At 62.9% G+C, this 20840-nt stretch carries 24 protein-coding genes and 1 pseudogene; 17 read left to right on the top strand and 8 right to left on the bottom strand.

Annotation, left to right across the window (positions count from 1 at the left end):
- Positions 1 to 2: 2 nt before the first annotated feature.
- The 3 genes from B047_RS0106610 to B047_RS0106600 are packed head-to-tail and all read right to left on the bottom strand — an operon-like array spanning position 3 to position 5116.
- Entirely contained in the window at positions 3 to 824 is an 822-nt protein-coding gene (locus tag B047_RS0106610) for a phosphoadenosine phosphosulfate reductase family protein (protein ID WP_211209136.1), read from the bottom strand.
- 57 nt (positions 825 to 881) lie between these two features.
- Positions 882 to 4199 (bottom strand): hypothetical protein, encoded by a 3318-nt coding sequence (locus B047_RS0106605; protein WP_084784956.1) that lies wholly within the window; start codon positions 4197 to 4199, stop codon positions 882 to 884.
- Positions 4196 to 5116, bottom strand: a complete 921-nt coding sequence (locus B047_RS0106600) for a DUF4007 family protein (protein WP_026234660.1) — start codon at positions 5114 to 5116, stop codon at positions 4196 to 4198. Before B047_RS0106600 ends, B047_RS0106605 begins: the two co-directional genes overlap by 4 nt.
- 92 nt (positions 5117 to 5208) lie before the next feature.
- On the opposite strand from B047_RS0106600, the gene B047_RS0106595 reads away from it, so the two are divergent.
- The 4 genes from B047_RS0106595 (at position 5209) to B047_RS0106575 (ending at position 7593) form a co-directional block, all read left to right on the top strand.
- The gene (locus tag B047_RS0106595) at positions 5209 to 5685 is read left to right on the top strand and encodes a cytochrome P460 family protein (protein WP_018466161.1); all 477 of its coding nucleotides are present in this window, start codon (positions 5209 to 5211) and stop codon (positions 5683 to 5685) included.
- Positions 5686 to 5694: 9 nt separating this feature from the next.
- Positions 5695 to 6261 (top strand): MarR family winged helix-turn-helix transcriptional regulator, encoded by a 567-nt coding sequence (locus tag B047_RS0106590; protein WP_018466160.1) that lies wholly within the window; start codon positions 5695 to 5697, stop codon positions 6259 to 6261.
- Between the two features lie 45 nt (positions 6262 to 6306).
- Positions 6307 to 6723, top strand: coding sequence for a putative quinol monooxygenase (locus B047_RS0106585; RefSeq protein ID WP_018466159.1), 417 nt, complete (start codon positions 6307 to 6309; stop codon positions 6721 to 6723).
- Between the two features lie 252 nt (positions 6724 to 6975).
- The gene (locus B047_RS0106575; protein ID WP_338025047.1) at positions 6976 to 7593 is read left to right on the top strand and encodes a tetratricopeptide repeat protein; all 618 of its coding nucleotides are present in this window, start codon (positions 6976 to 6978) and stop codon (positions 7591 to 7593) included.
- A gap of 19 nt (positions 7594 to 7612) precedes the next feature.
- Here the strand turns inward: B047_RS0106575 and B047_RS0106570 are convergent, their stop codons facing one another.
- Complete coding sequence (locus B047_RS0106570; protein WP_018466157.1) at positions 7613 to 8515, bottom strand: RNA-guided endonuclease InsQ/TnpB family protein; 903 nt, start codon at positions 8513 to 8515, stop codon at positions 7613 to 7615.
- A 580-nt stretch (positions 8516 to 9095) separates the two neighbouring features.
- On the opposite strand from B047_RS0106570, the gene B047_RS0106565 reads away from it, so the two are divergent.
- Complete coding sequence (locus B047_RS0106565; RefSeq protein ID WP_018466156.1) at positions 9096 to 10346, top strand: alpha/beta hydrolase; 1251 nt, start codon at positions 9096 to 9098, stop codon at positions 10344 to 10346.
- Positions 10347 to 10355: 9 nt separating this feature from the next.
- Here B047_RS0106565 and B047_RS0106560 read toward each other — a convergent pair whose 3' ends face one another.
- Complete coding sequence (locus tag B047_RS0106560) at positions 10356 to 11762, bottom strand: phytoene desaturase family protein (protein WP_018466155.1); 1407 nt, start codon at positions 11760 to 11762, stop codon at positions 10356 to 10358.
- A gap of 141 nt (positions 11763 to 11903) precedes the next feature.
- On the opposite strand from B047_RS0106560, the gene B047_RS18375 reads away from it, so the two are divergent.
- From B047_RS18375 to B047_RS16420, 9 genes and pseudogenes are all read left to right on the top strand, one after another.
- Positions 11904 to 12221 (top strand): type I restriction-modification system subunit M N-terminal domain-containing protein, encoded by a 318-nt coding sequence (locus B047_RS18375; RefSeq protein ID WP_245533715.1) that lies wholly within the window; start codon positions 11904 to 11906, stop codon positions 12219 to 12221.
- A 43-nt stretch (positions 12222 to 12264) separates the two neighbouring features.
- Positions 12265 to 13077, top strand: a complete 813-nt coding sequence (locus B047_RS18370; RefSeq protein WP_245533714.1) for an N-6 DNA methylase — start codon at positions 12265 to 12267, stop codon at positions 13075 to 13077.
- Entirely contained in the window at positions 13077 to 13388 is a 312-nt protein-coding gene (locus B047_RS0106550) for a nucleotidyltransferase family protein (protein ID WP_018466154.1), read from the top strand. Before B047_RS18370 ends, B047_RS0106550 begins: the two co-directional genes overlap by 1 nt.
- On the top strand, positions 13375 to 13731 hold the full coding sequence (locus B047_RS0106545) for a HepT-like ribonuclease domain-containing protein (RefSeq protein WP_018466153.1): 357 nt from the start codon (positions 13375 to 13377) through the stop codon (positions 13729 to 13731). The genes B047_RS0106550 and B047_RS0106545 overlap by 14 nt, the downstream gene beginning before the upstream one ends.
- Positions 13721 to 13906, top strand: a complete 186-nt coding sequence (locus B047_RS17865) for a restriction endonuclease subunit S (RefSeq protein ID WP_084784955.1) — start codon at positions 13721 to 13723, stop codon at positions 13904 to 13906. Before B047_RS0106545 ends, B047_RS17865 begins: the two co-directional genes overlap by 11 nt.
- Entirely contained in the window at positions 13903 to 16200 is a 2298-nt protein-coding gene (locus B047_RS0106540; RefSeq protein ID WP_040779514.1) for an AAA family ATPase, read from the top strand. Before B047_RS17865 ends, B047_RS0106540 begins: the two co-directional genes overlap by 4 nt.
- 127 nt (positions 16201 to 16327) lie before the next feature.
- Positions 16328 to 16933 carry a transposase gene (locus tag B047_RS0106535; protein WP_052606071.1) on the top strand — a complete coding sequence of 202 codons (606 nt, stop codon included), beginning with the start codon at positions 16328 to 16330 and terminating at the stop codon, positions 16931 to 16933.
- On the top strand, positions 16921 to 17550 hold the full coding sequence (locus B047_RS0106530; protein WP_018466150.1) for a type I restriction endonuclease: 630 nt from the start codon (positions 16921 to 16923) through the stop codon (positions 17548 to 17550). Before B047_RS0106535 ends, B047_RS0106530 begins: the two co-directional genes overlap by 13 nt.
- A 35-nt stretch (positions 17551 to 17585) precedes the next feature.
- Positions 17586 to 17822 (top strand): annotated as a pseudogene (locus B047_RS16420) (transposase); the annotation flags it as partial.
- Positions 17823 to 18268: 446 nt separating this feature from the next.
- Here B047_RS16420 and B047_RS18690 read toward each other — a convergent pair.
- Both B047_RS18690 and B047_RS18685 read right to left on the bottom strand, forming a co-directional pair.
- On the bottom strand, positions 18269 to 18676 hold the full coding sequence (locus tag B047_RS18690; RefSeq protein WP_084784954.1) for a Gfo/Idh/MocA family protein: 408 nt from the start codon (positions 18674 to 18676) through the stop codon (positions 18269 to 18271).
- Positions 18564 to 18860: an ImmA/IrrE family metallo-endopeptidase gene (locus B047_RS18685; protein WP_084784953.1), complete on the bottom strand. Its 297-nt coding sequence runs from the start codon at positions 18858 to 18860 to the stop codon at positions 18564 to 18566. The genes B047_RS18690 and B047_RS18685 overlap by 113 nt, the downstream gene beginning before the upstream one ends.
- A 95-nt stretch (positions 18861 to 18955) precedes the next feature.
- Between B047_RS18685 and B047_RS0106510 the strand changes: the two genes are divergently transcribed.
- The gene (locus B047_RS0106510; RefSeq protein ID WP_157205836.1) at positions 18956 to 19417 is read left to right on the top strand and encodes a hypothetical protein; all 462 of its coding nucleotides are present in this window, start codon (positions 18956 to 18958) and stop codon (positions 19415 to 19417) included.
- A 15-nt stretch (positions 19418 to 19432) separates the two neighbouring features.
- Complete coding sequence (locus B047_RS18125; RefSeq protein WP_018466146.1) at positions 19433 to 19585, top strand: hypothetical protein; 153 nt, start codon at positions 19433 to 19435, stop codon at positions 19583 to 19585.
- A 124-nt stretch (positions 19586 to 19709) separates the two neighbouring features.
- Here the strand turns inward: B047_RS18125 and B047_RS0106500 are convergent, their stop codons facing one another.
- The gene (locus B047_RS0106500; RefSeq protein WP_018466145.1) at positions 19710 to 20165 is read right to left on the bottom strand and encodes a helix-turn-helix transcriptional regulator; all 456 of its coding nucleotides are present in this window, start codon (positions 20163 to 20165) and stop codon (positions 19710 to 19712) included.
- 485 nt (positions 20166 to 20650) lie between these two features.
- On the opposite strand from B047_RS0106500, the gene B047_RS18120 reads away from it, so the two are divergent.
- On the top strand, positions 20651 to 20824 hold the full coding sequence (locus tag B047_RS18120; protein ID WP_018466144.1) for a hypothetical protein: 174 nt from the start codon (positions 20651 to 20653) through the stop codon (positions 20822 to 20824).
- The last annotated feature ends 16 nt before the right edge of the window (positions 20825 to 20840 follow it).

Below are 20840 nucleotides of genomic sequence, written 5' to 3'. Positions count from 1 at the left end.
AATCATAGGTGGCATACCAAACAAGATTGGACCTCTTCATCTTCATCAGCGAATAGTTCTGTTAGGGAACCATGAAGTTTTACCGTTTGCTGTTGGTTTCGCTTCAAGTACTGTTCCTTGATTTGTTGAATGCGCTCTGGGCGCTGTAAGTCATCCAAACTCTCTCTGGCGTTCCAGGTAAAGCTTTGACCAGTGAGCGCATCAAATCTCTCGTATTGCTTCGCCTTTTCAAAATATTCTGGATGATTTTCAAGCAAGCCAACCCATTCAATGCGCTGCTGAAAGAAGCAGAAATAACAACCAGAACGAGAGCGCCAACGGTAATAGTCCGGTAGCCCCAACCCACTGTCCTCTAATATCCGGTAGATATCGCTTTTGGTTAGGCCCGCCTCAATAAATGGGTAGACCGGGGTAATGTTGGGCTTGGTCGAGATATAACCTTTTCTATGTAACTCATCCGCCCTGATTGCCAGGTAGCTGATAACAGGATCATCCCCCACGTATCTCTCGAAAGGCTTTATCTTAAGCATTCGAGTACACCAGCGAGTTCTTGGGTCAGGTAAAACTCCTCGGTAGATATCCAGATAGTGTGAGAATGGGCGATCCGGGTTGAGGCGAATAATTGGCTTGCCCAAATATGCTTCAACCTTGTCCAAATACTCATAAGTCTCGGGCAGCTCCTCCCCTGTATCCATGAACACATATTCCATTTCTGGAACCTTGTCTCGCATATACACAGCTAGTGCTGTGCTGTCCTTGCCCCCAGATAGTGAAAGCACATGCCGAACTGGTTTTGGCTCCATTAACACTACTTTAGTACCCATGATAACCCGATGGCAAGTATCGCTGGGCTTTGGCGACAAATCTGATGGAGGCTGTGTCTACAGTTCCTGCAGCAACCGCGCTAAAGCTGCCCGCAGCACATGGGGAGGTGCACCCTCCGCAAATCTCTGGCGAATCTGCTGAGCCAGCACCTGGCTTCTGGTTTCTTCTTCTGGGGTTAGAACCCCCAGGGTATACACCGCCTGCACAAAACGCTCCCCGAGAAGCCGGGCCTGCTCGGGGAAACGCTCGATGTCGGCATCTGTCCAGCCTTTGGGAGGCCTCGAGGCCACCAGGGCCAGCACGCCCTCCAGCACCGCCGATTCTTCGCCAGAGGCCGTGAGTCTGTTGACCAGGGGAACCAGCGAACTGTGGAGGGGCTTTCCAGCTAGCCGTTTGGCCTGCTCGCGCAGGCGGGCCCAGCCCTCTGGCCCCTCGGGAAGCCCACAGGCCAAAAGCAAGGCGTCGCGGGCCTTCTCGATCTGGCTAGGCGCAAAGGCTCCCCAGGCTTGCAAGGCCTGGTTGAGCTTTTCAAAGAAGGCCTCGATGCGCTTAGGGCTCTTGCTTGGCTGTTCGCCAAAGGGCTTTTCGCCAAGGGCAACCGGAAGGTCGTGAAAGAGTAGGCGCTCGGGGGAGCGGGCGCGCTCGAAGGCTTCGCGCAGCTCGAGAACCGCTTCCGGCAGCTTCTGGGTACGCCAGGCCGACTCGGGCACCGAGCGAACCATCCGAACCAAAGCCCGGACTACCGGCAGCAGGGCAGGTTTGACCTTCAAACCCTTAGCCAGACGCTCCACAACCGCCTTGCGTTCGCCCAGAATCCGACCGCCCCCTACGGCAAATAGCTCTGGACGGCGCATGAGCACTTCAAAGTCGGCAACGGAGGGCTCGGCAATGAAAACCCCCTCTTTGTACAGGCTGGTTTCATCGGGGTAGGTGAGCAAAAAGGCCGCCAGGAGCACCGGCAATACCCCAGGCATGACGCCGTAGGGTGGCGCTTCGAGCTCGGAGAAAAGCTGGTGAACCGAACAAGGCTCGGCAATAGCCGCAAAGATGCGGTTGTGGAGGTGTTCCCAGGTCGGACGCAGGTTACAGGGGTCGTGGGCTTTTTGGGGCTCGAAGAACTGCCAGGCGCCCTCTGTAGGCCGGTGCAGGCCGCTGGCCCGCAAGACCGACTCGTACATGCTGCGCTCGGGCGGATAGCCCTCCATGCCCAGGAGGGGCTCTGTGGTGTGCGACAGCATTCGCTCAACCAAGTTTCGGCGGGCCGCCGCAGCCGCAGACGATAGCGAACGGCGGTAGATGAGCTCATTCCTGATGCGGGGCGCATCTGGATAAAGCTGATCCATGACCCTCGAGAGGAGCTGGGCCGTCGCGCTGGGTGAGGAAACGCTTTGCTTCCGCCCCTGGTAATACCAGAGCGCCCCCGCGCCAACAGGCTCTGGGCGCGGGTCGAGCAGCACCTCCACCGCTCGGCCCAGGCTCTGCTCGACCAGGGCAATGCGCTCGACTAGCTCGCGGCGTGCCACCCGGTCGCTGCGCAGAGCAGGGGTGTTGTCCCAGACCCATCGCAGCGCCCGGAGTTCAATGGCCGCCTCGCGCAAACTCCCCATCTGCTGTGGAATTACCACTAGCAGGTGCTTGGCGGCGCTTACGGCAGGGTCTTTGAGCCAGGCGCGGAAATCCTCGGCCTGCTCCAGGGTTGTAGGAAGGCAGCAGGCCAGCAGGCCATCGGCCCCCGAGGCAGGCTGGGGGACTTCGCTTGGGGGAGAATCGAAGTATTGCACAGTAAAAAAACGCAGAGCGCCACTCTCGTGGCTGTGCCGGCGTGCTACTAGAGGCCGGTGGGGTAGATACTGCTGTAGGGTTTCGGCCAAACCCAGACCCGCGGTTTTGCGGCGGGCCTGCTCGAGCTCGGCCTCAATGTCCACATCGCTGCCTTCCCAAACCCGGTAGGTGCGGTTATACCGGCGAAAGGTTAGGAGGGAGCGCGACTGCAAACTTTCTAAAGCGGCCTCCACATCTGGGCTGGTAGAGGCATCGGAAAGCGAAAGGGCAACCAGCTCCCGCGTGGCTTGGAGCGGGCTCATATCCCCCAGAATGTTCAAAAGCCCTACCGTTTTGAGCACACCGACTTCGAGGAGGCTCAGACCCGGGATGCGCTCGAGGGCATCGGCGACCTCGAGCCAGCGCCGGGCGTAGCTCTGGCGCAGCAGGCTTCCCTCGAGGTTGGTCATGAAGTAATCGAACAAATCGGGCAGTCTGACCAAGCTACCGGGGGCCTTTTGAAGTCTGTCTAGCAGGCCAAAGGGCTCCGGGCTGAGCAGGTAAGCAAACAGCGAGCGCTCGTTCTGAGCGAAGCGCCGAAACAGATAGGGCAGCGCAACCAGCACCGTTGGGTGGAGCGGCGCCGACTCCACGGCGATAGCTGTAAACTCTCCCGGTTTCAATCCTTTGGGCGCATGGCCCGTCTCGAGCATGGCTTGAGCAATGGCGGTTAGTTTTTCCGGGGCATGGATGGGCTGAATACCCAACGCTAGGGTAGCCTGAGCCGCGAGGCGCATCTGCTGCTCGGGGGGCTCAAGAAAGGCAATATCGCTAAAGCGCCCTTGTACCTTAGCCCACTCTTTGCGGGCGGTAAGGGTTAGGTGCTCTCCGTACTGCTCAAACGCCTGGTGGAGTACCCCCAGCAAGAGCAGGGGTTGGGTTGCGCTGCGGTTTGCCCACTCAGCCAACTCCTGCAGCAAGTAAATGTCTTCGCCCTCGTGGCGTGCAGCATATTCCAGGGTCTTACCCAACTCATCGAGCACCAACAGGACACCCCGGTAACCCTGCAGGTGCGAAAGGTCGGTTAAGGTTGCCAGGCGCCTCAAGACGTGGTGGGTATCCACAAATTGGGCCTTTAGATCGGCTTCAAGTTCAAGAACCAAATCCTCGGAAGCCGCACCCCCGATTTGCCGGGCTGTCCTCAGCAGACCTTCCAGAAGGGCTTGTGATAACGAAGCCCGCCGCAAGGTGAGCACTACAGGCAACAGACCCCTCTCATGCTGGGAAAAACGCTCGAGCAACGCAGCATCCTGGGCCGCCAAAAGCTGGTATGCGGCGTTTTGGGGATTGGAAGGGGCTTGCAGCAAGTGGGCTAGAAACAGGGCAAAAGCCGACTTGCCGCTGCCGTAGGGGCCGGTGAGGGTGAAGGCACGTTCACTACCCCCTGCTTTCAAACCATCTTCGACCCGGGCCAAGATCTGTCGAACCTGTGGGGTAAGGGTGTAGCCCAGCAAAGCCTCGGGCAACTGGAAGTCTCGCTCAAGACGTATAGAACGAAAATAACGCCGCGCCTTGGCCGAGGCACCTTCCGATGGCGGCTGGGTCTGAATCATGTACGGCTCCCATAATAGTCCTGCAGAAGCTTTAGTCCATCGAGTTCTCTACGGCGATAAAGCTGCTTGAGCCCTGCAGTGTCGTCGAGCTCTAAAGCACCCTCACTTACAGTTTCCAGATCCTCTAGGTACTCAACCAATGAATTCTCATCTAGCTTGAACACCTGGCCCGGACTTCCTAAACCATATAAGCACTCTGCAAACGAAATGCTGTTTCTTCCCTGACGGGTACGCTGCATGTACTCGTGCAGGGCATAGCCCACGACCTCAGTAGGCAGGGTCGGCTTATGGCCAATGGCAAAGCGGTAACCCTCGCTATCCTTGAGTGGGGAAAGCAGCCCGAGTTCAGCCAGGGGGCAGTCGAAAGAGTCTTCCAACAGCCCCTTGCCTTCAGCCCTGGGCACATAGGTGCGCAAAAAGCAGTCTACGTCCCGGCGCAGGCTCGACTCTTGCACGCGCAGCCCCTGACGCTCCTTAAAATCCTGCAAAAAGTTCAGAAGCTGCTGCTTGGTAAAGTCGGGCTGGGTAAGGCGTGTAAAAGCCAGATGCCACACCCCAGCCTTGGCAGGGTTATTGACCAGGAGCCAATGGATAAGCCACAGCGAGGCGGAGTCTTCCAGGTAGGGATCCCATTCCCGAAAGAGCAGCGAACCTATGCGAGAGACCTCGAGGCCACGCCCCGTACCCTCTTGCAGAACCTGAGTAGCCAGCCCCCAGTGGCGAATGCTCTGCACCATGTTTTTCCCCACCCCCAGCTCCACCAAGGCCCGGTCAGAGCTTAGCAAAGATGCATCGCTGGTCACTGCGTCCACAGCCTTCTTGAGCCAGCCATAGCGAAAGGGAAATGTTTCGTGCCCTGTAAATCCGAAGCGTTCAGGGGAAGTAGGACTACTAAGCAATGCTGGCTGAGCAGTCATATACACCCACAAAGCTTACCGCAAATGATCCCACCCTACTTGACGCGGACGGGGAAGGATTTTTATTATTTAGGAGTCCTAAGGAGGTAGTCATGCTGAGCATAGGGCGTCGCCTGGCGGTGGCCTTGCTGGTGGCTTCTCTCTTGGCTTTGGGCCAAGAGGGCTTCCCCTACCCCGAGGGCTTCCGGCTTTGGCCCCACGTAAAGAGCATGGAGCTTAGGCCCGGCCATCCCCTCTATGAGAGCTTCGGCGGCCTACACCACATCTACGTGAACTCCACGGGCTTAGCCACCTACCTAGAGGGCAAGAAAAATCCCTTCCCAAAAGGTGCGGTCATCGTCTTTGACCTCCTCGAGGCCAAGGCTGAGGGCAACGCCCTTTTGGAGGGCCCGAGGAAGCTCATCGGCGTTATGGTGAAAGACCTGGAGCGCTATAGGGAGACCGGAGGCTGGGGCTACTACGCCTTTGGTCCGGACAAAAAGCCCCTGAGCATTGACCCCAAGGCCTGCTACACCTGCCACCAAGGGGCGGCCAACAGCGACTACGTTTTCAGCGAGTTCCGGCCCTAAGCTAAGGGCGTGAGTACCTTCCTCTCAGGCGGGGAGTCTGAGGAAAAGCTCCTTGCCCTCCTTGAGCGCTTGGCCCAGGCGGAGCGCGCCCTTCTTACCCGGGAGGCCTATCGCCTGGGCCTTTCCGCCACCCAGGCCCAGCTTCTCCTCCACCTAAGCGGCCACCCCCAAGGGGTGGTGGATCTGGCCAGCCTCCTCGCCCTCACCCCGGCCACAGTGAGCGAGGCCATAAGCGCCCTGGAGCGCAAGGGGCTTCTGGCACGGCAAAGGGAGCCGGAGGACAGGCGCCGCTTCCTCCTCGTCCCCACAGCGGAGGGCTGGCGGGTGGCCGAGGCCCTCCAGGGCTACACGGGCCCCCTAAGGGAAGCCCTAAGGAAGGTGGATCCCGAGGCCCTTCTCCTTCCCCTCATGGGCCTTCTCGAGGACCTGGTGCGCCAGGGGGTGGTGGTGGATGCCGGCATGTGCCTCACCTGCCAACACCTCCGGCGGGGAAATGGGTTTTCCTGTGCCCTTTTGAGCCTCACCCTCTCCCCCTTGGAGCTCCGCCTCACCTGCCCGGACCACGCCCCCGCCTGAGGGTTCAGCCCTGCTCATCCGCTTTAGCCGGGTTGGGGCGCATAGGTGCAACGGGGTCGCGGCCTCTCCTTGGCGCGGCAGCAGGGCGAGCCCCAGGTTGCCGTGCTGGCAGGCGGCGGGGGTGTTGATGCCCTATTGAAGCTCGAGCCGGAGCGCCCCGGCAGGATGTACGGATTGATCAGCAGGTTGAAGGCCGTGACGGGGCGGCGGGAGGAGTTGGCCGCGGTGCTTCTGGAGGGGTCGGCGGGGATGCCGGGCTGCCTGAGCTACGTCGTCGCGCGCGACCTGGCCGACCCCGACGCGCTCTGGGTCACCGAGGTGTGGGACTCCCGGGAAAGCCACCGCGCCTCGCTGGCGCTGCCCTCCGTCCGGCAGGCGGTGGAGCGCGGCAGGCCGCTCATCGCCGGGTTCGGCGAGCGGCACGAGACCGAGGTGGCCGGGGGGCACGGCCTCGGGGGGTGAGGGGCCGGGCCCCTCGCGGGCCCGCGTGCACGCCGACCCGGCCCGGTGGCCCGGGCTCCTTATAATCGCTCCATGAGTTCCGACACCCTCCCCCCGACCGGGGCAGGCTTCCGAGCCCCGTGAGCGCCTGAGGCTCCTGCTGGAGTGGTGCGAGGCACAGGGGGACCACGACCCCGCGGGGCACCTGGCCGCGGCCCAGGAGGCCCGGGAGCTCGCGGGCGCGCTGGGGGAGGCCGGGCTTGAGGACACAGCCTGGCTCGAGCAGGGCTACGCCCACACCGCGCTGGGGGACCCGGCCCAGGCGCTCGAGGCCTTCCGGCAGGCCCTGGCGCTGGGCGCGACCTGGCCAACACCGCCCGCTGCCTGCGCGGCATGGGCATCGTCTACGACAGCCTGGGTGACTTCGAGCGGGCCCTGGCCCACTTCATCGAAAGCCTCGAGCTGTCCACCCGCCTGGGCGGCCCCATCGCCGAGGCCCGCGCCCTCAACAGCATCGGCCTCGTCTACTCGCGCAGCGGCCACCCGGAGGAGGGACTGGAGTACTACTGCCGGGCCTACGAGGCCCACCGGCGGCTGGGGCGGTCCCTCGAGGGCGCGGCGGCGCTGAGCAACATGGGGATCGACCTGAAGAACCTGGGGCGGCTGGAGGAGGCCGAAGCCTGCCACCGCGAGGCCTACGAGCTGCTGCAGGCCGAAGAGCTCAGCCGCGCCAGCGTCAACCGGCCCAAGGAGGCCGAGGCCCGCCTGGCCCTGGCCGAGCTCCACAAGCAGCGGGGCGACTTCGAGGCCGGCCGCCGGCTGGAGCGCGAGGTCTTCGACGAGGCCGTCCGGCCGCAAGCTCAAGAACCTCCAGCTGACATCCTCCCCTGACTGAAGTCAGGGGGCTCCCCTACGTGGGGCTTACGAGGTTAGAGTCTGTATGCAAGACTTGCGTCTCACATACCTTTACTCCATCGGGCACCGTCAACGAGGACGACGCCTGCTCCGATTGCTCAGAGCGGGCCGTGTCAGTCGGCCCCTGCCGCAAGGCGCGCAGCCCAGCGGCAGCGATGTTTGTGGCGGCGTTCCAGTCGGCATTGGTCTGGAATCCACACGCCACACATCGGAATATAGCCTGATTTGCCCGGTTGCTCCTGGTGGCGTGCCCGCAGCGGTGGCAGGTCTGGGAAGTTTTGCGCGGGTCAACGAAGGCCACGCCCACCCCAGCCGCTTCCGCCTTGTAGCGCACCTTGTCGACAAGGTCACGGAACGCCCAGCTACTCATCATCCGGTTGAATTTCTTGCTGCCGCGTACCCGGTCGCGAATCCCGTCCAGTCGCTCGAAGGCCAGCACCGCATTCGGGTAGGAGCGGGCCATGTCCACCAGTTCACGACTGAGCTTGTGGTTGAGGTCGTGCATCCAGCGGCGTTCCTTGCCCGACTGAGCCCTCACCCGGTCGGTGCGGCGGTGTCTCTGGAGCCGCTTGCGAAGGGCAACGTAGCGTTCCCGGCGATGGCGCACAGGCAGGCCGTTCCAAGACTTCACCCCGTCCGGCGTCGCCGCCGTCATCAGCCGCACCACGCCCAGATCCACACCGATGACCACGGGGTCGCCGTCACGGACGGTAGATGTGTGGGGGATGCGCAGCAGAAGCATGACGAACCAGTCTTTCCCGCGCTGGAACAGCTTGGCGTCGCCGTAAACGTGGGTCAGTTTGGAGGCCAGATGCACAGGAACCGACAGGGGCAGCCACTTGTACTGACCCCGCTTCCCGGTAGAAACCCGCAGAAAGAACCGCTCACCGCGCTTCAAGACAGCGTAGGCGTTGACCCCCAGCCCGATGCCCTACGACTTCCTGACTTTCGGAAAGGAGGGGCGGCGCTTGCCTTTGCGCAGACCCAGTAGGAACGCGCCAGCGCCACACCCGCGTTGATGACCATGCGGGCGTAGTCGCTGGGCAGTCCAGTTTTCTTTCGGATAGCGGCGCAGCAGGCGTGGTGGAGCCGTGTGCGGCTGCTGGTCTTCTCGGATGCAGCCACACCCAAAACCATCCCTACCCCGTCCCGGAAGGCCTGAGCAGTGCTTTCCAACCACGCTCGCTTGTTCGCAGACGGGGCGGCCAGCTTGAGCATGACTGTTTCCGCCCTGTGCATGAACATAGCCTACCACAAAGCTTCTGCATGGCAAAGGACGTCGCCGCCTTCGGCGGCGCACCGATTCCTCCCTGGTTTGAAAACCGGGGCATCCTGGGAGGTTTTTTGTGAGCCCCCGGGAGACCCCACAGGGACCAGGCGGACCCCTGGGGTCTTGGGGGGACAGCCACCCTGTTTTCGGCTTGCCAAAGGTAGCCCCAAACCCAAACCCCTCCATCCCGTTTGCCGAGCATGGGGGCATGCGCCATTTCTGGGCTGCCCTCTTCTTAGCCCTGGCTTGGGCTCAGGAATACCGGGCCCTCCCCGGGGCTCCCACGGGTCACCCCGGCTTGGACCAAAGCTATGCCCTCGTCTACCCCGCCCAAGTGCCCAAGGCCGTGCTCTTCCTGGTGCCGGGGCTTTTGGGCGGAAGCACCAATTTCGCCCTCCTGGCCGAGCACCTACGGCGCCAAGCGCCCTGGCTTGAGGTCTGGGCCTGGGAGCGACGGGCCAATGGCCTCGAGGACCGCCGGGGCTTCCAGGGGGAGGACCCCGTGACCTACTACCAAACCCTCCCCGAGCCCGACCTCTCCCCTTTGCGGGAATTCGGCCTGGACGTCCACCTAAGGGACCTGGACCTGGCAGTGGACGAGGCGGCGAAGCGGGCCCCCGTGGTCCTCGCCGGCCATTCCCTGGGGGCAAGCCTGGCGGGGCTTTACGCCTGGGCCTACGGGGAGAAGCTTACGGGGCTTATCCTCCTGGATGGAAGCCCAAACCTCCTCCCCCTCTCGGAAGAAGCCTTTTGGGATGGGCAGGAAACCCCCTTCGGGCGGGCACCAGGCCTGCGGGACCTCCTCTCGGGCCGGGTAAGCCCCGTCTTCCAGTTCCCCGACCTTAGTCCCCAAACCCTGGCCCTGGCGGAGGCAGAGGCCTTCATGGCGGCCAAGCGACCTGAGGAAACCGTCCCCTTTGGCCCTTACCGGGCTACTCGGGAGGCCAAGGCCCTCCTCCGGATAGACGACCACTACAGCCTCTTCCCCGCCTTTAGCGTCAGCGTGGGCCGGGCCTGGGCCCGGGAGGGGCTAAGCCTTCTGGGGCTTCTCCAGGGGAGGGTGGTCCTCACCGTGCGGGGGCCCAGGAGTGGGCCCATCGCCTGGCGGGACACGGGGGAGGCCACGGACCCCAGGGCCTTCCTGCAGGCCTACGCCCACCCCGAAACGGGGTTTTCCGAGTGGTACTTCCCCTACCGGCTCCTTTTGGAGGTGGCGGGCTACCCCTACGTCCGGCCCGACCTCAAGCCCCGCCCCCTCCCCTACCCCGTCCTGGCCTTGGGGGCAGGGCGTGGGCTTTTCCCCAAGCCCGAGGACTTCCGCCTGAAAGACCTCTTCCCCGGTGGAGAAGGCGAGGCCCAGGTCCTGCCCGACCTCACCCACTTGGACCTCCTCACGGAGCGGGAAGGCCGGACGGCCAGGCGGATCCTGGCTTACCTGGAAGCTTTGGCGCGTAGGTGAGGGGCCCCCTCACGGGAGGGGATGGCCAAAGGGCTCGAGGAGGCCCGGGAAAGACTCAGGGGGCCTTAGGCCCAGGTAGGCCAAGGCCAGGCGGGCCACCCGCACGCCCGAAAGGGCAACGGCGGGAATCCCCTGCCCCGGAAAAACCCCTTCCCCGATCCGGAAGGCGTTGGGGAGGAGGCGCACGCGGGGAAAGCGGAAAGGGTGGGTCTGAGGGATTCCCCCCACCCAGGCCCGGCCCACGTAGCGCCGGTAGGTGCGGGGCGTGGCAGCAAAGAGGGAGCTCGCCTCCCGGAGCCCAGGGAGGAGGGCCTCCCCTAGGGCGAGGGCCCTTTCCAGCCAAAGGGCTTTGGCCCGGCCATACCCCTCCGGGTCCAGCCCCTCCCAAAGGGCCAAGGGGGTGTGGAGGGAGAGGCTAAAGAGGGTCTTTTCCTCCTCGGGCCTTAGGGAGAGGAAGGCGAAGGGCCGTTCCCGGGCGTTTTGCCGGTAGTAGGGGGGCGGAACCCGGAAGGGCAGAACGCCGTAGACCACAAAGGCGCCCCAGGCGTCCTGGGGAACCCGCTCGGGAAGGCCCAGGAGGGGCCCAGGGTGCACGTTCAAGAGGAACACGTCCCCTTCCACCACCTCCCGCTCCCCGCGGCGCCGGCCCCCGTAGACCACCTCCACCCCAAAGGCCTTCTCTCCCCGCAGGAGGAGGCGCACCGCCCGGGCACGGTAGCGAACGGAGAGCCCCTGGGCCAGGGCCTCCGCCAGTCGGCCTATGCCGCCTTCCGGGAGAGCCGCCCCAAGGTGGGGCAGGTCCAGGGCCAAGGCGGCGTAGAGGGCGTAGGGGTTTTCCGTTTGGGCAGCGATGAGGAGTTGGGCCGCCAGGAAGCGGCGGAAGGCGGGGTCCTCGGGCGCGCGGCAGGAAGCGGGCAGGAAAAGGTCGGGCAGAAGGGGCAGGAGTTGGGGGAGGAGGGGAAGCCCACGCCGCACCTCCTCCGCCTCCGGGGGCCAGGGCAGGCGGGGAGCGAGGGCGAGGAGGCGGCGGGCCCGGTCCCGTTGCCACGCCCAAAAGGGGAGAACCTTGGGGCCAAAGAAGTCCCGTTGCGCCTCTTCCTCCTCCGCAAGGCCCACGGGCCGCACCACCCGCCCCTTGGGGAGGAGCACTTCCAGAAGGGGAAACCCCTTGGGCAACGGGTTCCAAGGGGGTTCCACCCCCGCCATCCCCAAGGCCAGGGCCAGGGGCGCACCGGGGGCGAGGCCCGTGAGAAGGGTGGCCCCCGCTTCAAAGCGGAAGCCCCGGTGGTAAAAGCTCCCGGCAAGCCCCCCGGAGTAGGTGTGGGCCTCGAGGACCACCACCTCGAGGCCTGCCCGCTTGAGGATCCGGGCCGCCACCAAGCCCCCGATGCCTGCGCCCACCACCACTGCCCGCATGGCCCCAAGGCCTAGACCCGACCTTGGCCCCGGCTATAGTCCATGGAAAACCCGCTTCCACCTCCTGCAGCTCCGGGCGGAGATGCACCTGCCCGGCAAAGCCTGGCTGGAGTGGCAGGCTATGCCCCCGGGAGGCGGAGCGTGGGAAGACCCGACCCCGAAGACCCCGACGAGTACCGCGCGCAGAACATCTTCTGGGTGCCGCCCGAGGCGCGCTGGGCGCACCTCAAGGCCCAGGCCCGCCAGCCCACCATCGGCCAGCTCGTGGACGACGCGATGGCTGGCCTCGAGCGCGACAACCCGGCCTTGAAGGGCGTGCTGCCCAAGGACTATGCCCGCCCCGCGCTCGACAAGCAGCGCCTGGGCCAGCTCATCGACCTGATCAGCAACATCAAGGTCGGCGACGAGACCAGCCGCGCCAAGGACGTGCTGGGCCGGGTCTACGAGTACTTCCGCTAGCGCCGAGGGCAAGAAGGGTGGCGAGCTCTACACGCCGCGCTGCGTGGTCAAGTTCCTGGTGGAGATGCTAGAGCCCTACCGCGGCCGCGTCTACGACCCCTGCTGCGGCTCCTCAGGGATGTTCGTGCAGTCGGTCGAGTTCATCCGCGCGCACGCGAGCGGCAACGGCGGCAAGGCCAAGGCCGACATCTCGATCTGCGGCCAGGAGTACTACACCACCTGGCGGCTCGCCAAGATGAACCTGGCCATCCGCGGCATCGAGGGCCAGATCGCGCATGGCGACACCTTCCACGACGACAAGTTTCCCGACCTCCCCGACCTCAAGGCCGACTTCATCCTCGCCAATCCCCCGTTCAACGTCTCCGACTGGGGCGGCGAGCGCCTGCGCGACGACAAGCGCTGGCAGTACGGCGTGCCGCCGGTGGGCAACGCCAACTTCGCCTGGGTGCAGCACATCATCCATCACCTCGCGCCCGCAGGGGTGGCCGGCTTCGTGCTAGCCAACGGCTCGATGTCTTCAAATCAGTCCGGCGAAGGCGAGATCCGCAAGAACATCATCGCGGGCACCTACCACGCCTGGCGGGGTGAGAAAGAAGCGGGCGAATATCAGGACGTGCCGGGCTTTTGCAAATCTGCCACGCTGGAGGAAATCCGCAAGCACGGCCACGTGCTGACTCCGGGCCGCTACGTCGGTGCCGAGCGACAGGAGGACGACGACGAACCGTTCGAGGAGAAGATGAAGCGGCTCACCGCCACGCTCGCAGAGCAGTTTGCCGAATCGGCGAGGCTGGAGAAAGAGATCTGGGCAAACCTGCGAAGCATTGGCTACCATGTTGAAAAAGGGGGTCTCGAGTAGTGGCAGAGCTTATCGTTGCCCAAAAGTCAGCGTTGCGGACGCTGTGCGAACGCTACCAGGTCGAGCGCCTGGCCCTGTTCGGCTCTGCCCTGCGCGACGACTTCGATTCCGACAAGAGCGACCTGGACTTCTGCGTGGAATTCCGGCCCATGACCCCTCAAGCGCACGCAGAGGCCTACTTCGGGTTGTTGGAGGACCTCGAGAGCCTGTTTGGGCGAAGGGTGGATCTGGTGGAGATTGGGGCTGTCCGCAACCCGTATCTCAAGCGGGCAATCGAGGCCAGCCAAGAAACCCTGTATGCCGCGGCGTAGTCGGGAAGCCTACCTGTGGGACATTGCCGATGCCTGCCGGGCAATCCTGGAGTACGTGCATGGGAGCGACCTCTCCGGCTTCAAGCAGCATCGGATGCTGCGCCGGGCAGTCGAGCGGGAGCTTTCGATAGTGGGCGAAGCCGTCAGCCAGGCCACGCGCCATTTCCCCGAACTTGAGGAATCCATCGGCCCTGCGCGCCAGATTGTCGGCTTCCGCAACCGGATAATCCACGCATACGCAGAGGTGGACGCAGAAATCGTTTGGGCCATCGTTCAGAACGAGGTTCCACGGCTGCTCGAGAAGGCCGAGACGCTGCTGAAGGAGATGGGGTATGGCGGGTGAGTGGCGGCGGGTAAATCTTGGCAGCTTAGCTCCATTTGCTTACGAACAAATTATTGGCAACAGGTCACAATCTACTACCCTTGCCGCCCTGCGTGACGCGCTGCTGCCCAAGCTCATCTCCGGCGAGCTGCGGGTGAAGGATGCGGAGAAATTTTTGAAGGAGAGAGGACTATGAGTCGTATTGATTCCATTCCGCGCCTCCAAGACTGCGGTGTGTTCCGAGATTTTAAGTGGCCCTCCAATCTATTGGAGTTTGGGCGGTACAACGTGATCTACGGGTGGAACGGGACAGGCAAAACCACGCTCAGCCGAATTCTTCGTTGCCTCGAGAAACGAACGAAACCCGGAGGCCACGTCACTCTCAAACTTGATGGGCAGGAGGTATCGGGAGAGAAATTCCAGACCCGAGAAGTGCCGATACGGGTGTTCAACAGGGACTTCGTGAATGAGAACGTTTTTCCCGTGGGCGGAGGAGACCTGCCGCCGATCTTCGTGTTGGGAGCGGAAAGCGTCGAGAAGCAAAAGGAGCTTGAACGTCTGAAGGGCGAGCGTGCGACAGCGCAGTCAAGGCTCGAGTCCGCGCGATCCACGAAGCAGAGAGCCGAGAAGGACTTCGGTCAGTTCTGTATTGACCAGGCCAAACTCATCAAAGAGACCCTCCGCTCCAGCGGCCAGAACCCATACAACAACTACGACAAATCCGACTTCTGCGAGGAAGCCGAAAAGATGGCTGCAGCCGGAGACGGCACTGCCCATCGCCTCAGCGATGAAGAGCGCGAGAAGCTGCTGACCCAGCATCGCGCGACTCCGAAGCCAAAAGTACAGGAAGTCTCATACACTCTGCCTGACTTCGATGCAATTCTCAAGAAATTGTCGGGTCTATTGACGGAGACGGTTGTCTCCGCACTGATGGAAGCTCTAAAGGATGATCATCCGCTCTCCGAATGGATACGCCAAGGACTCACATTACATCGGGAGAGACAGGCCAAACGATGCTTGTTTTGTGAGCAGCAACTGCCTGAGGAGCGCTTGGCCAGACTTGAAGCGCATTTCAGCGATCAGTATGAGGCGTTTGTGAAAAAAATTGATTCGTCTATCGTTGAGCTTGAAGAGATGGGAAGGCAAGCTGCTCAGCTCAGATTGCCGAACAAGGCAGAGCTTTACGACGATCTCGAGCCGGAGTTTCAGACTGCGGAGACAGGACTGAGGGAAACCCTTAAGGCGGCGCAGAGCTTTCTTGAGGCTGCAGTGCAAGCGCTCACCGAGAAAAAGCGTCGGCTTTTTGAGCACGTCAACCCAGAGCTTCAAGCGCCAGCGGTGGACGCGGAGGTGGTCGAGAAGCTGAATGCGGTGATCCGCAAGCACAACCAGGCCTGCGATGACTTCCAGAAGCGGGTCGGTGAAGCCCGCAAGCGGCTGGCGCGTGGCATGATCGCAGCGGAACTGGAAGAGTTCGTGCGTCGCAGGGATGCTATCGAGCACGCGAAGGCCGCCCTGCAAGCAGCGGAGCAAGAGGTAAAGCGCCTCGATGACGAAATCGCCAGGTTGGAACGAGAAATTATCGAGCATCGCCAGCCGGCAGAGGAGCTGAACGAGGACCTCTGCAAGTACCTCGGCCACAGTGAGCTTCAACTGCAAATCAAGGAGACTGGCTACACGATTACACGTGGCGGCGTCCCTGCGAATGCTTTAAGCGAAGGTGAGATGACAGCCATCGCGCTGCTATATTTTTTGAAGGCGTTAGAGGACAAGGGCTTCGATCTCGAGAATGGCATTGTGGTGCTCGATGACCCGGTCTCCAGCTTAGATGCTAGCGCGCTCTATATGGCCTACGGCTTTATTCGCCAGCGGGTAGAAAAGGCAGGTCAGGTCTTCATTTTTACTCATAACTTCACCTTCTTCCGTCAAGTGCGGAATTGGTTTCACCACCTTCCCGGTCAGAACAAGAAAGACGCTAGCAAGAGGCCAGCGCGTTTTTATATGCTTGAGTGCCTGCTAAGCCACGGCCAGAGATGCGCTAGCATCCGCCGGCTCGATCCGTTGTTGGAGGAGTTTGAGTCGGAGTATCAATACGTTTTTGCATGTATTTACCGCGCTGTATCAGCAGCCACTTCCGCTGGAGCGAGTCTCGAAGAACACTACCATTTGCCCAATATGGCAAGGCGCCTACTTGAGGCCTTTCTGGCTTTTCGCCAACCCGCTACGCCCGGTGACCTCTGGCAAAAAATGAAAGCCGCAACCTTTGAACAAGCGAAGAAAACGAGAATTCTTCGTTTCTTACACACTTATTCTCACGGCGACGCAATCGGCGATCCTCAACACGACCCCTCTCTTCTTGCCGAAGCTGGCTCTGTGTTGAGGGATTTATTGGAGTTCATCGAGTCTCAGGATAAGGTGCATTATGATCATATGGTCAAGCTGGTAACTGCTGAAGCAGTGGACGACAATGACAGTCCTGCGAGCGCATGACAGAATCCGCCGTCACACTCGCCGCCCTCGCTTGGCTGGAATCTCTGGTGGTGTATCGTGTGAACCTCAGAATGTCGCTCGCCGCACGACCAATTACCAATGAAGGATGCGGCCTATTTTTGAAAACATGGAACAGGTGAAACACGATCTATACGGTCAGCCGACCGGCCGTAACAACCGCCGCAGCATTCGCCTGAAGGGATACGATTATGCCCAACAGGGCGCGTATTTCATCACCATTTGCACGCAGAATCGGGCGCGTCTGTTTGGTGAAATTGTGGATGGCCAAATGCGATTGAACGAATGGAACAGGATTGTTGCCGAATCGTGGCAATGGTTGGCCGAACAATACGAACATGTGGAATTGGACGAATGGGTTATCATGCCGAATCATTTACACGGCATCATCGTGATCGTCGATGATGGTCGTCGTAGGGGCGGTTCGCAAACCGCCCCTACCGGACATGGCCGTCCAATGCCAACGACCCGCAAACCGATTGGTCGTTTGGTCGGGGCATTCAAAATGGTTTCAACGAAACGCATGAACGAAATGCGCGGCACGCCGGGCGCCGCCGTCTGGCAACGCAATTATTACGAACACATCATCCGCAACGAAGAATCCTTGAACCGCATCCGGCAATACATCGCCAAAAACCCCCTGCGTTGGCATCTCGACCGGGAAAATCCGATTACAGAAGGCGCAACCACCCAGGAGAAGATATGGCGCGCCTGACCGAATCCGATGTCGAAGAAGCCGCCCTCGAGTGGCTGGAAGCTGGTGGCTGGCAGGTTGCCAACGGCCCCGACATAGCGCCGGATATGCCCGCGGCGGAGCGGGCGAACTATGGCGAGGTCATACTTTCGCAGCGGCTGCGCGATGCGCTGGCCCGGCTCAATCCGACGCTGCCGGCCGAGGCGCTCGAGGATGCCTTCCGCAAGCTTACCCGGCTCGAGGGCGCAGACCTGCTCCAGCGCAACCGCGCCCTGCACCGGCTGCTGGTGAACGGCGTGACCGTCGAGNACCGCGATAGGGACGGCGCGATCCGCGGCGTACAGGTGTGCGTGCTCGACTTCGACCAACCCGCCAACAACGACTGGCTGGCGGTCAACCAGCTTGCCGTGGTGGAAAACCGCCACGAGCGCCGCCCCGATGTGGTGCTGTTCGTCAATGGCCTGCCGCTGGCGGTGCTGGAGCTCAAAAACGCAGCCGACGAGAGCGCGACCATCTACTTCCTCGTCTTCGAGGACGACGGCAGCGGGAGGCTCGTCAAGAAGATGGCGGGCTACCACCACCAGTTCCACGCGGTGCAGGTGGCGGTGACCGAGACGCTGCGCGCAGGGTTCGTGTAAAAAAGGGATCACCAGAGCAGGGAGGAAGGTACCCCATGGACGGGGATACCCTGCAAGCCATGCTCCGGGAAGCGGTGAAGGAAACGGTGACCGAGGTGCTCCAGTTCCTCCTGGAGGCCGACCGGGACGCCTTCCTCCGCAAAAAGGGCGGGCGTAAGAACGGCCACTACTCCCGCAAACTGGAAGCCCCCTTCGGTCAGGTGGAACGGGCCATCCCCAGGGACCGGAAAGGAAACGACCACCCCACCTTCCTCCAACCCTACGCCCGCCGCCAAGGCTTGCGCACCCAGGGTTTCCACCTCTTTGTGCACCGCCTCGAGCCGCTCCCGATCACGTGCAGCCGGGACTACTTTAGCCACCCGTTGCGCTAAGGCCAAGGCAATGGCCTGACCAATGCCCTGCTGGCCCCCGTGATCACCGCCACCTTACCCTCAAACATGGGCTACCTCCCTTTCGCAACCCACTTGGGCACTTTCCAAAACGGCTTGGATGACCGCCTGAACCACCACCCCGTCGCGCAGGGAAGGAGTAGGTACAGATCCCTGGGACACAGCTTACAAAAAGCGGCGGACAAGCTCGCGAAAGTGGAAGAGCCCCCAGGGCTTCTTGGGATCTCTACTCCGAAGCAGGGAAGGTTCAAGGGGTAGCGGCTCCCATACCCCAGGCCTGGTTGCCCGAAACAGCCCCGCCTCTTCGGCCTTGCCCGCTAAGGAAGGCACTACGCGCAAAGCACCCTTTTCTCCTTCCAGCTCCAAGTAGAGGCGCTGCGGCCGCACCGGGTGTATACGCGAAAGCTCCAAGATGCCCAGTGCACCCCCGCTTGAGCCAAAATCCCAGCCAAATTCGGGTTCTCCCTCTCTGGAAATACAGTGGCCACATGGGCGCGGACCCTTTCTATAGGGACACCCAAAAGCCAGATCGCGAGGTCAAAAAGATGCGCCTCCAGATCTCCCACCACCCCAGCAGGGCCCCCGCCTGAAAGCTTTGCCCGCCAAGGAAGGGGCGCCTGAGGCTCAGCCAGGTAATCTGCCCAAAAGGCACCCCGAAAGGCAACCACGTCCCCCGGGTGCTCGCGGTAAGCGAGGGCGCTTTCCGCCACCCAGTCGGCCCGGGCGGTAAAGGGCATGGGCTAGCTCGTGGGCCAGGGTGAAGGCCTGCCGCCCCGGGGTGGCGTTCACGTTGAGCAGGACCTGTAGCCCAGGCGAGGATGCCGGTAAAAGGCCCCCACACCCCTGCTTCCCGGGGCAAGGAAGCCTTGTACACCAGGATCCCCACGCTGTCCAAAAAGGTGTAGAGATCCGGCAGGGCATCTTGCCCTAGCCTGTAGTACTCCCTGACCCTCACGTCCTGTAGCCAGCAGGCCCAGGGGCCCACCCAGGGAGATGCAGGCAGCGCGGACGAGGTGGTGGCTACACACCAGCTGGGGTTCGAGGCCTTTAACCTGCGCGACCCGGCGGACGTGAGGCGGCTGCTCGAGCGGCGCCCGGACCTCGAGGCACGGGTGGAGGAGCTGCGGTCGAGGCTAAGGGCGCAGGGCGTGGAACCCGCACAGACCCTCCCGCCCAGTTGCACCAGCGCGGTGTCGTTGCACCGCTCGTGGCCCCTGGGCAACCCTTACACCCGCCACCGGGTCTCCTGCAGCCGGGCGTGGATCGAAGGCGAGATCGCTGCGGAGATCCTCAACCACGACACCGGGGAGCAGCGGCGCAACCACCGGGTCCTCTGGTATGCCTCCTCCGGGGTCGTCGACTCAGGCACCATCCCCTACCGGGCGGGCAACTACTACTGCGGCTATGCCGACGGGATCCTGTGGTTCGACCAGTGGGTGATGTACCCCGCCGGGTCACCCGCCTGCGGTACACTGTAGGTCGAAGAGGACGCCATGCTCGCGCTGATTCGGTGGCTGCTCGCCCGCCTGGGCTTCTCCCGCGCCCTGGTGAGCCGGGAAATTCCCTGGCGCGCCGTGCCGCGGGGCTCGGCGGAGGCCAGGGCCGCCGAAGAGGAGTACCTCGAGCGCAAGCGGCGTGAGCGCTAAAACCCGGCGGTACCGGCCGGCCCCCCACAGCAGGGGGCCGGCCGACTCGAGGCTGGCACTGCGGGCATGACCCCCCTTCCGGCCCACAGCCGGGGGTGCATGCCAAGGTAGTAGAGGGCCAGCTCTACCCGCCCCTCAGGCCGAGCTTCTCCCGCAGAGCCCCCACGCGGTTCTCCACCGTGCGGCGGCTCACCCCGAGCTCGCGGGCGATCTCCGCGTTCTCCAGCCCGAAGGCCAGACGCCGCAGCACCGCCCGCTCACAGGGCAGCAGTCCGTCTTCCAGCACAGGACCCTCGTAGAAGCACTCCCCTTCGGCCACCCGCCCCAGGGCAGCCAGCACCTCCTGGGGGCCCACAGGACGGGCGATCACCCCCTGTGGCCTGAGGTCCACCAGGTCACGCAGGTAGGGGGCTGAGTTCACCCCGGTGACCACCAACACCGGGCGGGGCAGGTGCGGCAGCGTATGCAGGGCGTATCCCCAGGGGGCGTCAAGCACCAGGTGGGCTGCCCCCGGAAGGGGGGACGAGGCACAGAGGGCCTCGCCGTGAAGCCGTAGCGTGTCGTTGCCGCTGAAGACCATCCACCCACCTCATGCCGTGAAATCCGTCTACCGGTCCAGGATATACAGATCGAATCCGGTTAATGGTTAGACGGGGTGCATCGAGGGCGAGGGGATGAGGCTCCCGCAAATCGTCAAGGGCAAACACCTTCACAAGCCAAACGACGTCCGAGGCCTCAACTGGTCCCCTCAACAAGCCTGTGGGGTTAGGCCACACAGGCCGGTGTTGGGAGCCGGGGTAACCCCGGCTGAGCAGCGGCCAGCGCACCTTGAGGGCTTTCCCCGCACCCACGCCCCTGCCCTGGCGCTTCCGGGGAGTCGCCCGGGCGGGCTGGAGACCGGGGCTGTGCTGGAGTACTAGGGTCGCCGGACGGGAAGCTGAAAGGGTTTCCGAAGGGATCACCCCGGACCGCAGAGGGGCCAGGGGGCGCGAGCGCCCCACTGGGGGGACCGGCCGGGGTGTCGGGACAGGCCTGCACCCGCGCGCCCGGCCGAAGGAGGCGGCTATGGCGAGCGTGATCCCCCAGACCCCCCTGCAGCGGCTCTACGAACAGCGCGAGATCCTCCGGGCGCGGCTCGACGACGCCCTCTTCGAGCTGCGCTGCGCCATCCGTGCCGAGCGCGAGCGTGTGCGGGGGGTGGTGTGGTGCTGCGAGGGGTGCGGCTTTGCCATCCACTGACATCCGGCACTACGGT

This window comes from Calidithermus timidus DSM 17022, assembly GCF_000373205.1.
Taxonomy (GTDB): domain Bacteria; phylum Deinococcota; class Deinococci; order Deinococcales; family Thermaceae; genus Calidithermus; species Calidithermus timidus.
Note: the sequence above shows the minus strand (reverse complement) of the source record. Positions and strands in the feature narration are given on the sequence as shown.